Genomic DNA, 13,013 nt, shown 5'->3' with positions numbered 1-13,013 from the left:
CCTTGCCGGCCTCGCCGGCGCGCGCCGCCTCGATGGTGGCGTTCAGCGCCAGCAGGTTGGTCTGCGAGGCGATGTCGGAGATCAGCTCGACGATCTCGCCGATCCGCTGGGCCTGCTCCACCAGCCCCTGGACCTGCCGGTTGGTCTGGTCCGCCTCCGCCACGGCCTGACCGGCGACGGCGGTGGAGCGCGACACTTGGCTGGCGATCTCGCCGATCGACGCCGTCAGCTCCTCGGTGGCGGTGGCGACGGTCTGCACGTTGGCCGAGGCCTCCTCGGCCGCCCGCGCCGTGGACGCCGCCCGCTCGTTGGTCTGGTCGGCGATCTCCGTCATGCTGTCGGCGGTGCCGTCCAGGACCTCCGCCGCGGCGGAGACGGCGTGCAGGATGCCACCGACGTTGCGCTCGAAGCCGGTGATCAGGCGGTCGATCTCAGCGGTGCGCTGCGCCTTGGCCGCATGTTCGGCGTCCTGTTCCGCGCGCAGCCGGTCGCCCTCCTGCATGCTGTCGCGGAACACCGCGACGGCCGCGGCCATGGCGCCGATCTCGTCGGTGCGTTGCGCGTCCGCCAGATCGATCGCGTAGTCCCTGCGCGACAGCCGGGCCATCGCCGTGGTCATGCGATCGAGCGGCCGCACCACCCCCGTGCGGGCGATCATCCAGGACAAGAGGACGCCGGCGGCGATCCCCAGCACCGCCACCGCCAGCGTGGACCAGCGGACCTGGTCCTCCACCGCCTGCAGACGCTCCGTCAGATGCGCGATCTCCCGCGTCCCGTACTCGATGACCGGGTCGGTGAGCGCCGAAGCCCCGCGCTCGCTGCTCCGGACCTCGGCGACGAACACCGCCCGGGCGCCGGCGGCGTCCCCCGCCAGCGCTCGGTCGTGGGTCCTGCGCAGGGCGGCGACGACCCGGGCCTGCAGGTCTGCCATCTGCGCCGCTTCGGGGCGGCCGGCCTCGCCGAGACGTGCCGTCAGCGCTTTCGCCTGCGTCTCCATCTCGACGATCCGCTCGGCGAAGCGCGCCTGAACGCCGCCCCGACCGGCCTCGTCCTCGGCGATCAGGTTGAGCGCGTCGCGCTGAAGGGCCCGGCTGACCGAGCGCAGCTCCGACGCGGTGAGCACGATCGCCTGGGTGCGGGCCAGCGTTTCCGCGGCGTCATGGATGCGCGCCATCCCCCACAGGGAGAGGCCGCCGATGCCCGCCGCAACCACTGCAAGAATGAGCACCGGGACCATTATTTTCGTGGATACTCGCATGCTCGGCTCTCTCACTCTCTTCCACAGAACTCCCCACCGGCCAGATCAAATTTGTGATGGAAAACATTAATAAATCATATCCACAGGCTGATTTTTCAAATTCCGCGATTTGCAAAATGCAAGTCATTTCGAGATTGGCCTTCACCATTCTCGGCCGGATCTGTTCGGCTTGAGCGGCGAGCGGACAATCCGGTCAGCCGATCGGACGAACCATCCGATCGACGACGGACGGATGCACGGCTTCGCCCTCACGCAATCGTGTCCGTCTTGTGTTTCGCCGTTGTCGCCGGCCCGCCCTATCATCGGTGCCGTACACGCCTTTTCGCGGAGTTTCGATCCATGCTGCTCAGGTTCCCGAAGGCTTCGGACGCGCGCGAGGACGAGGTCACGCCGCGCCGCCTGTGGCTGACGCGGCGCGCCCTGCTGGCGGGTGGGGCGGCGGCGCTGGCGGCCGGCGGCGTCGCCGCGGCCGCCACCTTCGACGCCCCCACCACGGTGCGGCCGGCGGACGCCGCGGCCGACCCGCTGACGCCGAAGGATTCGGCGACCAGCTACAACAACTTCTATGAGTTCGGGACCGGCAAGGAGGACCCGTCCCGCTACGCCGGGACCCTGCGCACCCGGCCGTGGGAGGTGGTGGTGGAGGGCGAGGTGGCGCGGCCGCGCACCTTCGGCATCGAGGAGCTGCTGGCCTTTCCCCTGGAGGAACGCGTCTACCGCCTGCGCTGCGTCGAGGCCTGGTCCATGGTGATCCCCTGGCTCGGGCTTCCCTTGGCGGCCCTTCTCAAGCAGGTGGAGCCGACCGGTGCCGCCCGGTACGTCGCCTTCGAGACCCTGTACGATCCGGAACGGATGCCGGGGCAGCGCCGGCCGGTGCTGGACTGGCCCTATGTGGAGGGGCTGCGCCTGGACGAGGCGATGCACCCGCTGGCCCTGCTGGCGGTCGGCATGTACGGCGACACCCTGCCCAACCAGAACGGCGCGCCGGTCCGCCTGGTGGTGCCGTGGAAGTACGGCTTCAAGTCGATCAAGTCGGTGGTGCGCATCCGCCTGACCCGCGACGAGCCGCCCACCACCTGGAACCGCATGCAGTCGCGGGAGTACGGCTTCTACGCCAACGTCAACCCCGACGTCGACCACCCCCGCTGGAGCCAGGCCAAGGAGCGCCGGGTCGGCGAGTTCTTCCGCCGCCCCACCCTGCCCTTCAACGGCTACGCCGAGGAGGTGGCGGGCCTCTATGCGGGCATGGACCTGCGGGCGTCCTTCTGACATGACCCCGCCGATCCGCAAGGCGGCGGCCGCGGCGCTGACGGCGCCGGCCGCCAAGCCGCTGCTGTTCGCCGCCGCCCTGGTGCCGATGGCCTGGACGGTGACCGCGGCGCTGACCGGCGGCCTGGGGCCCGAGCCGGTGGCCGAGGGGGTGCGCCAGTCCGGCCTGTGGGCCCTGCGCTTCCTGATGCTGGCGCTGGCGGTGACGCCGCTGCGCCTGCTGACGGGCTGGAGCGAGCTGGCGCGCTTTCGCCGCATGATCGGGCTGTTCGCCTTCTTCTACGCCGGCCTGCACGTGCTCGCCTACGTCGGCGTCGACCAGTTCTTCGACTGGCACGCGGTGTGGCTGGACATCCTGAAGCGCCCCTACATCACGGTCGGGCTCGCCGCCTTCCTGGTGCTGGCGGCGCTCGCCGCGACCTCCCCCGTGGCGGTGGTCCGCCGCCTCGGCGGGCGGCGCTGGCGCGCCCTCCACAAGGGGGTGTTCCTGGCGGGGGCGGCCGGCTGCCTGCACTACCTCATGCTCGTCAAGGGCTGGCAGACGTCGCCCTTCGTCTACGCCGGGCTGCTGGCCGCCCTGGTGGCGGTGCGCCTCGCCCACCGGCTGCCCGCGACGCGGCGGCACGCTCCGGGCCGCCACGGAACCGCCTCCGGGCCGGCGCGTTGATTCGGGCGCCGCGTCGGCACCGTCGCGGGACCGACACGGACAGCCCGAAGGAGACGTGAGTGCCCGAGCCGCGCCAGACGGAAAAGATCCTCACCGGCATTCCCGAGTTCGACCTCGTCCTGCGCGGCGGACTGCCGAAGGAGCGGCTGCACCTCCTGGAGGGCGCGCCGGGCACGGGCAAGACCACCATCGCCATGCAGTTCCTGCTGCAGGGGCGCGGCGACGGCAAGCGCAGCCTCTACGTCTCGCTGTCGGAGACCGAGGCGGAGCTGCGGGCGTCGGCGGCCAGCCACGGCTGGTCGCTGGACGGGATCGGCATCTTCGAGCTGGTGCCGCTGGAGGCCCAGGTCGACCGCCAGCAGAGCGTGCTCTACCCGTCCGAGGTGGAGCTCGGCGAGACCATGCGTCTGATCACCGAGCGGATCGCGGCCGACGACCCCGACCTGGTGGTGGTCGACAGCCTGTCGGAGCTGCGCCTGCTGGCCCAGGACCAGCTCCGCTACCGCCGGCAGATCCTGGCGCTGAAGCAGTTCCTGCAGGGGCGCCGGGTCACCACCCTGGTGCTCGACGACCTGACCGGCCGCGACGGCACGGGCGAGCTGCACAGCCTGATGCACAGCGTCATCGCGTTGGAGCAGATCGAGCGGTCCTACGGCGCCGCGCGGCGCCGGCTGCGCATCGCCAAGATGCGCGGCACCGACTACCAGAGCGGCTGGCACGACTTCGCCATCACGCCCGGCGACGTGCTGATCTTCCCCAGCCTGATCGCCGACGAGCACAAGACCCCCTTCACGCCGGAGGCGGTGTCGAGCGGCCTCGCCGGGCTGGACGAGCTGCTGGGCGGCGGCCTGACGCGGGGCACGACGACGATGCTGGTCGGCCCGTCGGGGGCGGGCAAGTCGTCGCTGGCGCTCCAGTACGTGGCGGCCGCGGTGAAGCGCCGCGAATACGCCGCCTACTTCTCCTTCGACGAGTCCTTGGAAACCCTGACCGAACGCAGCGTGGCGCTGGGTGTCGACATCGCGGACTCCGTGCGCAAGGGCGAGCTGGGGTGGGAACGCGCCAACCCGTCGCGCCTGTCGCCGGGCGAGTTCGTCTGGCAGGTGCGCCGCCAGGTCGAGGACCGCAAGGCGCGCGTCGTCGTGATCGACAGCCTGAACTCCTACTTCAGCACGATGCCGGAGGAGCAGGCGCTCACCCTGCAGATGCACGAGCTGCTGTCCTATCTCAACAACCAGGGCGTCGTCACCATCCTCATCCTCGCCCAGCAGGGCATCGTCGGCGATACCCAGAACCCGGTGGACCTGTCCTTCATGAGCGACGCCGTCGTCCTCCTGCGCTTCTTCGAGGCGGAGGGCGAGGTGCGCAAGGCGATCTCGGTGGTGAAGAAGCGCACCGGCGTGCACGAGCTGGCGATCCGCGAGTTCCGCCTGTTCCCCGAGGGCATGCAGGTCGGTCCGCGCCTCCTGGAGTTCCAGGGCGTGCTGACGGGCGTGCCCACCTACAAGGGGTCGCCGGACCCGCTGCTGCGCCGGAACCGCGAGGGCGGCTGACGGACACCCATGGCGGCTCCATTCCTCGTGCTGGCGCCCGACGGACGGGATGCGGAGGTGATCGGCCTGGTGCTGGCGGAGGTCGGCCTGGCCACCCGAACCTGTGCCGACCTGTCCGCCGTGTGCCGCGCCCTCGACGGCGAGGCGACCGGGCTCCTGGTGGCGGAGGGCGCCCTGACGCAGGATCTCGACGCGCTGGTCGCGTGCCTCGAGGCGCAGCCGCCCTGGTCCGACCTGCCCGTTCTCGTCCTCACCGCCCGCGGCCGGCGAACCGCCCAACCCGGCCGCGGCGACCTGTTCCGGCGGCTCGGCAACGTCACCCTGCTCGACCGGCCGCTGCACGCCGAGGCGCTGCAGAGCGCCGCGCGCGCCGCCGACCGGGCGCGCCGCCGCCAGTACCGCACCCGCGCCCACCTCGCCGAGATCGCCCGGACCAACGGCCGGCTCGAGCAGCGGGTCGCCGAACGCACCCGGGAGCTGCACGCGGAAATGGCCGAACGCCGCCGCGTCGAGGACGAGCTGCGCCAGGCGCAGAAGATGGAGGCGGTGGGCCAGCTCACCGGCGGCATCGCCCACGACTTCAACAACATCCTGCAGGTCGTCCTGGGCAACCTGCACGCCCTGCGCGCTAAGCTGCCGGACGGCGACGACCGGCGGCGCCACGTCGACATGGCGGCGACCGCGTCGGACCGCGCGGCGACCCTGACCGGGCGCCTGCTGGCCTTCGCCCGCCGCCAGTCGCTCGCCCCGGAAAGCCTCGACCTCAACGCCCTGGTCGCCGCCATGGACGGGCTGCTGCAGCGTTCGGTCGGCGAATCGGTCCGCATCGAGACGGCACTGGCCGCCGATCTCTGGCCGACCTGGGCCGACGCCAACCAGGTGGAAAGCGCCCTCCTCAACCTCGTCCTCAACGCGCGCGACGCCATGCCGGGCGGCGGCCGGCTGCGCATCGCGACGGCGAACGCCACGCTGGACGGCACCTCCGACCTGCCGGCCGGCGCCTTCGTCGCGCTCAGCGTGCACGACAGCGGCTCCGGCATGACGCCCGACGTGGTCGAACGCGCCTTCGAGCCCTTCTTCACCACCAAGCCCATCGGCCAGGGCACCGGCCTCGGGCTGAGCCAGGTCTACGGCTTCGCCCGGCAGTCCGGCGGTGCGGCGACGATCGCCTCGGAACCGGAGCGTGGCACGACGGTGACCCTGTACCTGCCGCGGCACGACGGCACGCCGGCCGCGCCGCCGCCGCCCGTCGCCGCGACGCCCCGCCCGCCGGCGGCGGACGCCGGCGAGACCGTCCTCGTCGTCGAGGACGAGGCGCTGGTGCTGATGCTGTGGGCGGAAACGCTGGAGTCGCAGGGCTACCGGGTGCTGCAGGCCACCGACCCGCAGGCCGCCATCGCCATCCTGAAGTCCGCGGCGGCGATCGACCTGCTGGTGAGCGACGTCGGTCTGCCGGGGATGAACGGCCGGGAACTGGCCGCGGCGGCACGGCGGCTGCGGCCCGGGCTGAAGGTCCTGTTCCTCACCGGCTACGCCCATCACGCCGCCTTCGGACCGGAGTCCCTGGAGCCGGGCACCCGGCTGCTCGGCAAGCCGGTGGCGGTGGACGGCCTGCTGGCCCAGGTCCGCGCGCTGCTGGACGAGCCCTGATCCCGCGGACCCGGCCTCAGCGATCGATCTGCGCGACGCACCAGATCATGGTCACGCTCTCGCCGTCGTTGGACAGCGGGAACAGCCCGTGGGCGAGTCCCCGCACGTGGGCGTCGTCGCCGATGTAGCGGACGGTGGCCCGCAGGGGACGGCGGGTCTCCACCACCGCCGCGTGGTCGCGCCAGATCTGCCCGCCGCGGCCGATGCGCGGAATCTCCGAGAAGCGCCGCCCCTTGAAGTTGCCGGCGACGATGCGGTCGAGCTCGGTGCCGAGCAGCCGGTAGCGGAAGTCCAGCGGATCGCGCAGGACCTCGACCAGGATGGTGAAGGGCAGCAGGCGGGGGACGTCGACAGGGTCGAGGTCGGCGCGCGACGGCATGGCCCGGCCCGCGGCCATCCGCTCCCAGTGGCTCCAGGCCGCTTCGATGAGGTCGACGGTTGGCATGACGCTTCCGGTCGCAGACGGCACCCGGCGACGAGAATAACCCGTCTCGGTGCGTCGTGGCCACCTACCAATGGGCCGATGGCGCCCCGCAGCGGCAGACAAACGCACGACGATGCAAGTCATGTCCGGTCGGCCCGGCTTGCCGTTTCTCGATGCTGGCAACAAAACGCCGAAACGGCCGTGCAACAATTTCGCAACGGCAGGGCGTCTGCAGCAACATTGGATTTGCACGGAACCGATCGCTGCGGCCCACGGTTGTCCTGAGCGCCACAGAACGAGGAGGAATGCTATGCGAACCCACCTGCTAGCCGCCGCCGCCGTTCTCGCCTTCGGCGTCCCCGCCGGTGCCGTCGCCCAAACCGCGACGCCGCGCGCGGACGGCGGTCCGGCCGTCGACGCCGAGGTGATCCAGCTGCCGGACTGGCGCTACGACGCCCTCTACCAGGACGGCTGGAGCGCGGACGAGTTTATCGACGACGTCGACGTCCACGGTCCCGCCGGCGAGGAGATCGGCGACATCGAGAACATCGTCGTCGGCCCCGACGGCCGCATCCGCTCGGTCATCGCCGAGGTCGGCGGCTTCTGGGACATCGGCGACACCCACGTCAACGTGCCGTGGGACCAGGTGACGTGGGACAAGGCGCGCGAGCGCGTCACCATCCCGGTGACCGAGGAGTCGGTGGACGACTACGCGGTCGACGTGGAGGAGACCGGCTGGCTGTCGGCCAGCGAGGCCGGGCAGCGGGTGCAGGCCGTCGACGACGATCTGGAGGTCGGGCCGAGGGCCTGGCTCGTCTCCGAGCTGATCGGCGACTACGCCCGCCTGCGCGAGGGCGTCGACTACGGCTACGTCGACGACGTCATCTTCGGCCAGGACGGCGGCGTGCAGGCCGTGGTGGTCCGGCCCGACTCCGGCTACGGCACCTCCGGCTACTTCGGCTATCCTTACTACGGGTACGGCTACGGCTTCGATCCGGGGCAGAACTATTACGAGATGCCCTACACCGAGGGCGACGTGGCCGGCGTCGACCCGCTGGACTACGACGCGTTCGACTGACGCGTTCCGCGCCGCCTCTCCTCCGCACCGAAGGGAGAGGCGGCGCGGCGCGTCGTCAGCGCAGCACCGTGTCGAAGAAGCCGACCGCCTCCCGCCACGACTGGCGGTCGGCCTGGGGGTCGTAGCCGAGCGCCTCGCTGTCGGGCACGCCCCACACGGTGAAGGCGTGCTTGGCGCCGCCATAGAGTTCCATGCGGTAGTCGGCCTTGGCCTCGTTCAGCGCCTTGGCCAGCTCCGCCACCTCCGACATCGGCGCCGCCGGGTCGTTGGTGCCGTGCAGGATCAGCAGCGGCCCCTTGACCGCCCCGTAGGTCTGGTCGGCCGGCGTCTTCAATCCGGCGTGGAAGGTGACGAACCCGTCGAGCTCGGCGCCCGAACGCGCCAGCTCAAGCACCGCCGCCCCGCCGAAGCAGTAGCCCATCGCGGCGACCCGCTGGCCGTCGACGCCGGCGCGGCCGCGCGCCGCCTCCAGCCCCGCCTCCATGCGACGTCGCATGGCCGCCCGGTCCTGGTAGAGGGCGCCGGAGCGCGCCTTCTTGTCCTCGGTGGTGGTCGGGCGCACCCCCTGCCCGTAGAGGTCGACGGCGAAGGCCGCGTAGCCCAGCTCCGCCAGCATCTCCGCCCGCCGCTTCTCGTAGTCGCCGAGCCCGTCCCAGTCGTGGATGAGGATCACCAGCGGCTGCGCCCCGGGGTAGCCGGCGTTGCGGGCGAAATAACCCTCGTACGCCTGACCGTCGACCTGGTAGACGACGCTCTCCGTCGCGATCTGCGCCGCCGCCGGTCCGGCCAGCGCGACGCCGGCCGTCACGAGGCCAGCCAGAACCATCCTCTGCACGGCATCCTCCCTTCTGTCGTGGTCCGCCGCCACAAAGGATGGGGGCATGCGGCCGCACGTCGAGAGGGATAGGACCCTTGGCCGGGCCGCTCCGCATTCGGATGGTCAGGGCAAGATTCGCGTTTCTGGCCGAATCGGCCAAAAACGATCCTGCTAAGCAGGTTTGCCCAGATCGGGCCACAGATGGCCCGGCCTGGGCAAACCTGCGGACTTTATGGTTTTGCAGGTTTTCCGAGCCCGCCCAAATGTGGGCGGAGTTCGGAAAACCTGCTTAGTCGAGGGGCGCGCCGTGCGCGGCGAGGCTGGCCGCCAGGGCGTGCGGCACCGCCTCGGCGGTGCGGCAGACCACCGCCCCGGCGAAGGCCAGCGCGTTCGCCTTCGAGCGCCCGGCCGGCGCCCGGTCGCGGGCGACGAAGGCGACCACCGGCTTGCCGGCGCGCGCCACCGCGTCGGCCGCCTCCTCCTCCAGAGTGTCGCCGCCCTCGCCCAGCAGGACGATGGCGTCGGTGCCGGGGTCGGCGGCGAAGGCGCGCACCACCTCGGCCGGCGTGGTGCCGACCGCGGTGCCGCGGCCGACCCCGACGAAGGCGCTCTGGCCGAAGCCGGCCGCCACCAGGCGCCGGCACACCAGGGCCCCCAGCCCGCGCGAGCGGGCGACCACACCGATGCGGCCGCGCCGGAACAGGGCCGCGCGGTCGCCGGGCACGGCCCCGGCGAAGCACTCGCCGGCGACCACCAGCCCGGCGCTGCCGGGTCCCAGCAGACGCACGCCGTTGCCGCGGGCGACCGCCGCCATTTCCCGCGCGTCGCGCGGCGCCACCCCGTCGGACGCCACCAGCACGAGGCGCCCGCCCGCCTCGACGGCGTCGCGCACCGCGGCCAGCGCCGTGTCGGCGCCGGTGAACAGCACCGCCACGTCGAACCCGACCGCCCCCATGGCGGTGCGGGAGTCGGCGAAGCGCGGCACGTCGGGCGCCGCCGTGCCGCAGGTGGCGACGACGTTGGTGCCGTAGGCGCGCATGCGCCGGGTCCAGTAGGACGCCGCCGCCGCGTGCGGCTGGCCGTGGACGAGCACGCGGTCGGCCTTGCGAACGAACATCTCTGCCTCCCGATCCCTGGCGATCACTGCAGTCCCGCCGCGCCGCGCCGCGCCAGCACGCTGGCGATGGCGGCGGCGGCGATGCGGGCCTCCGGCGGGTCGGCGCGCGAGGTGATGACGATGGGCACCCGCGCCCCCAGCACCACCCCGGCGGCGGTGGCGTTCATGAAGTGCACCATCATCTTGAAGAGCGCGTTGCCGGTCTCGATGTTGGGCACCACCAGAACGTCGGCCCGCCCGGCGACCGGATGGTCCAGCCCCTTGATGCGGGCGGCCTCGGCCGACAGCGCCAGGTCGAGGGCCAGCGGGCCGTAGACGGTGGCCTCGCCGGCGCCGCCGCCGGCCGACCATTCCGTCAGCAGCCGGGCGTCGCGCGACGAGGGGACGCGGTCGGTCACCTCCTCGGTGCAGGACAGGAGCGCCACGCGCGGCCGCTCGCTGCCCAGCAGGCGGCAGAGGTCGACGGCGTTGCGGATGATGTCGCGCTTGGTGTCGAGGTCGGGGGCGATGTTGACGGCGGCGTCGGTGATCACCAGCTCGCGCCCGCTGCCCGGCACCGTCATGTGGAAGGCGTGGGTGAAGCGCCGGCCGGCCCGCAGGCCGTGCTGGCGGTCGAGCGCCGCCGTCATCAGCACGTCGGTGTGGACGTGGCCCTTCATCAGGACCTGGACCTCGCCGCCGCGGGCCAGCGCCACCGCCGCCCGCGCCGCCGCGCCCTCGTCGGCGGCGTGGACGACGCGCACGCCGTCGAGGGGCCAGTCCATCGCCGCGGCGAGGTCGCGGACGGCGGTGCGGTCGCCCACCAGGACCGGCTCGATCAGGCCAGCGTCACGGGCCCGCCGGGCGCTCTCCAGGGCCAGACGGGATGCCGCCGCGACGACGCCCGTCGGCACCGGGCAGGCCCCGGCGGCGCGCGCCAGCAGGCGGTCGGGACAGTGGAAGCGGTGTTTGTGGCCATGGGGCGCGCAGGGGGACTGGGCGCCGGACGCGGCCGTGGCGTGGCTCACCTCGGGGGTCTCCTTCCTCCTCATGCGTCTCGTTATTCGAAACGTCTTGTGTCGGATAACAACATGAATCCGGAAGCAAGGCAATGGTCACGTCCACCGGCGGGAGCCCGCCGATGGGAGCCGGCCGATGGTCGGATTGACAGGGCCGGCGGGGCCATGCAGGGTTGGCGCCATGGCCCGCCTCGCCCTCGATCCCTTCACGCCGGAGCAGCCGCTGCTCGTCGCCCAGCGCTACGTGGCGCTGATCCACGGCGTGCTGGAGCGTCGCCACGAGCTGGACGTCGACACCGTGCGCGCCGCGCGCCGCGCGGTCGACGTCGCCGCCAGCAAGACCGAGGCGGACGTGCGCTACGACGCCGAGCGGCTGATGTACCTGGCGGAGCGGGCGAACGCCGACGGCTTCGCCGTGCACGACCAGCTCATCGCCATCGCCACGGAGCACGAAACCGAGATAAAACGTCTCGGCAACGACGTCATCCGCGAATACAAGGCGCTGGCGCGCAAGCTGGCGCTGCCGCAGAAGCTGGCGGCCGCGCTGCGCGAGGTGATCGAGGAGGCCGAGCGGTTCCAGGATGCCTGGCTCACCATCGTCCGGCAGATGCGCCACCGCGCGCTCGCCATCGGCCGGCGCCCGGTACCGGAACTGACCCTGGTCGCCGCGGGCGAGCTCTACCTCGCCGCCCTGGCCGAGGTGACGGGCGCGCCCGACGGGATCGCGCTGAAGCCGCGCATCGCCGGCGACCTCATCGTCTACGAGATGACGGTGCCGCTGGCGGCGGAACGGGTGGCCGACACCGCGGGGCTGGTGCGGCTGCTGGACGCCCTGCACGAGCGGGTCGACGCGGTCGCCCCGGCGCTGTGCGGCGCCCTGGCCTTGCGGGTGGTGATCGATGCCGATGCGCCCTGAGCACCCGCTGGCGCTGGCCCGCGCGATGCTTGCCACGGCCGACGAGGCGCACTGGCGGGCGGCGACCCGCTTCGCCCACGACGCCGTCTACCTCGCGGTGTCCGGGGCGGTGGGGCGCGACCCCGACACCTTCGCCGGCAATCCGCGCTCGGTGCGCGACGCCCTGTGGGCGGCCGACCCGGCGACCGCGCCGGCCTTCCTCGGCCTGGCCCGGCGCCACTGGAACACGCTGTGGCTCGCCAGCCTGCGCGCGGAACGGGCGTTGGACGAAAGCGTGACGCGAGCCGAAGCACAGCTTTGCGTTGCCCTTGCCGAACAGATCCTGGCCGCGCGCTCCGCTTCGTTGTTCTGAGGGGCGGAAAGCGTCGCGCTCTTGCGCAATGGCATAGTACCGGGCCGCTCTGCCACCATTTCCCTATCCCTTTTACACCGAGAAAATCTTTAGTCGTATAGAACGTCCTGTTTGCGGTCGTCCGGTACGTCAACGACTACCCTGTGGGTTCCCGATCGAACCTGGCCATGGGAAGAGTCATGTCGCATCCGGTCAGCCCCGCGAGGGCGCAACGGGCTGATGGCCGGCGCGCCGCCGGCGGTCTTACGGTCAACGGCAGGGGACGGAGGACGGGCGGTCATGACTGACGCTTCCCAGCCGGTGAAGGGCGCCGCCGAGGGCCGCACCCGGCGCAAGAAATCCATCGTGAGAATCGCCCTGCCCGAAACCGTGGACGCCGAGCTGTCCGCCCGCGACCTGCTGGCGGCCCTGCGCCGGTTCCGCAAGGGCGACTTCTCCGTGCGCCTGCCCATGCACTTCACCGGCATCGACGCCGAGATCACCGAAGCCTTCAACGACGTCGTCGAGCTCAACCAGAAGATGACGGAGGAGTTCGGCCGGCTCAGCTCGGTGGTCGGCAAGGAGGGCAAGATCGGCCAGCGTGCCCGGCTGCCCGGCGCCACCGGCGAATGGGAGCAGTGCGTCGATTCCATCAACACCCTGATCGGCGACCTCGTCCAGCCCACCACCGAGGTGGCCCGCGTCATCGGCGCCGTCGCCAAGGGCGACCTGTCGCAGACGATGATGCTGGAGATCGACGGCCGGCCCCTGCGCGGCGAGTTCCTGCGCATCGGCAAGATCGTCAACATCATGGTGGACCAGCTCAACTCCTTCGCCTCGGAGGTGACGCGCGTGGCGCGCGAGGTCGGCACCGAAGGCAAGCTCGGCGGCCAGGCGCGGGTCGAGGGCGTCGCCGGCACCTGGAAGGACCTGAC

The 13,013-nt window shown here is 72.0% G+C and carries 13 protein-coding genes; 8 read left to right on the top strand and 5 right to left on the bottom strand.

Translation table 11 applies throughout. The features are described 5' to 3' along the window. Positions 1–1,228 (bottom strand): methyl-accepting chemotaxis protein (locus ACSBPG_RS10110; protein ID WP_435537028.1); only part of this gene is annotated, 1,228 nt, incomplete at its 3' end. Positions 1,229–1,597: 369 nt separating this feature from the next. On the opposite strand from ACSBPG_RS10110, the gene msrP reads away from it, so the two are divergent. The 4 genes from msrP to ACSBPG_RS10090 are packed head-to-tail and all read left to right on the top strand — an operon-like array spanning position 1,598 to position 6,397. Continuing rightward, a complete protein-coding gene (gene msrP, locus ACSBPG_RS10105) occupies positions 1,598–2,527 on the top strand; it encodes a protein-methionine-sulfoxide reductase catalytic subunit MsrP (protein ID WP_435537027.1) in 930 nt (309 codons plus the stop codon). Between the two features lies 1 nt (position 2,528). Then, a complete protein-coding gene (locus tag ACSBPG_RS10100) occupies positions 2,529–3,194 on the top strand; it encodes a sulfite oxidase heme-binding subunit YedZ (protein WP_435537026.1) in 666 nt (221 codons plus the stop codon). A 59-nt stretch (positions 3,195–3,253) separates the two neighbouring features. Further along, positions 3,254–4,747 carry an ATPase domain-containing protein gene (locus tag ACSBPG_RS10095; RefSeq protein WP_435537025.1) on the top strand — a complete coding sequence of 498 codons (1,494 nt, stop codon included), beginning with the start codon at positions 3,254–3,256 and terminating at the stop codon, positions 4,745–4,747. 9 nt (positions 4,748–4,756) lie between these two features. Next, entirely contained in the window at positions 4,757–6,397 is a 1,641-nt protein-coding gene (locus ACSBPG_RS10090; RefSeq protein WP_435537024.1) for an ATP-binding protein, read from the top strand. A gap of 16 nt (positions 6,398–6,413) precedes the next feature. Here the strand turns inward: ACSBPG_RS10090 and ACSBPG_RS10085 are convergent, their stop codons facing one another. Continuing rightward, a complete protein-coding gene (locus ACSBPG_RS10085; RefSeq protein WP_435537023.1) occupies positions 6,414–6,842 on the bottom strand; it encodes a PAS domain-containing protein in 429 nt (142 codons plus the stop codon). A 289-nt stretch (positions 6,843–7,131) separates the two neighbouring features. On the opposite strand from ACSBPG_RS10085, the gene ACSBPG_RS10080 reads away from it, so the two are divergent. Next, positions 7,132–7,899, top strand: coding sequence for a PRC-barrel domain-containing protein (locus ACSBPG_RS10080; RefSeq protein WP_435537022.1), 768 nt, complete (start codon positions 7,132–7,134; stop codon positions 7,897–7,899). A 55-nt stretch (positions 7,900–7,954) separates the two neighbouring features. On the opposite strand, the gene ACSBPG_RS10075 is transcribed toward ACSBPG_RS10080, so the two are convergent. The 3 genes from ACSBPG_RS10075 to ACSBPG_RS10065 all read right to left on the bottom strand — a co-directional run bounded on the left by ACSBPG_RS10075 (position 7,955) and on the right by ACSBPG_RS10065 (position 10,840). Beyond that, the gene (locus ACSBPG_RS10075) at positions 7,955–8,725 is read right to left on the bottom strand and encodes a dienelactone hydrolase family protein (RefSeq protein ID WP_435537030.1); all 771 of its coding nucleotides are present in this window, start codon (positions 8,723–8,725) and stop codon (positions 7,955–7,957) included. 280 nt (positions 8,726–9,005) lie between these two features. Then, positions 9,006–9,833 (bottom strand): succinyl-CoA synthetase subunit alpha, encoded by an 828-nt coding sequence (locus ACSBPG_RS10070; RefSeq protein ID WP_435537021.1) that lies wholly within the window; start codon positions 9,831–9,833, stop codon positions 9,006–9,008. A gap of 23 nt (positions 9,834–9,856) precedes the next feature. Beyond that, positions 9,857–10,840, bottom strand: a complete 984-nt coding sequence (locus tag ACSBPG_RS10065) for a bifunctional enoyl-CoA hydratase/phosphate acetyltransferase (RefSeq protein ID WP_435537020.1) — start codon at positions 10,838–10,840, stop codon at positions 9,857–9,859. Positions 10,841–11,012: 172 nt separating this feature from the next. Between ACSBPG_RS10065 and ACSBPG_RS10060 the strand changes: the two genes are divergently transcribed. The 3 genes from ACSBPG_RS10060 to ACSBPG_RS10050 form a co-directional block, all read left to right on the top strand. Beyond that, positions 11,013–11,747, top strand: a complete 735-nt coding sequence (locus ACSBPG_RS10060) for a hypothetical protein (protein WP_435537019.1) — start codon at positions 11,013–11,015, stop codon at positions 11,745–11,747. Then, the gene (locus ACSBPG_RS10055) at positions 11,731–12,099 is read left to right on the top strand and encodes a hypothetical protein (RefSeq protein ID WP_435537018.1); all 369 of its coding nucleotides are present in this window, start codon (positions 11,731–11,733) and stop codon (positions 12,097–12,099) included. The genes ACSBPG_RS10060 and ACSBPG_RS10055 overlap by 17 nt, the downstream gene beginning before the upstream one ends. A 279-nt stretch (positions 12,100–12,378) precedes the next feature. Continuing rightward, positions 12,379–13,013: HAMP domain-containing protein (locus ACSBPG_RS10050; RefSeq protein ID WP_435537017.1), on the top strand; the 635-nt coding region annotated here is incomplete at its 3' end.

Source organism: Azospirillum sp. ST 5-10, from assembly GCF_051225715.1.
Classification (GTDB): Bacteria; Pseudomonadota; Alphaproteobacteria; order Azospirillales; family Azospirillaceae; genus Azospirillum.
The sequence above is the reverse complement of the archived record's forward strand: the minus strand, read 5'-3'. Positions and strand labels throughout refer to the sequence as shown.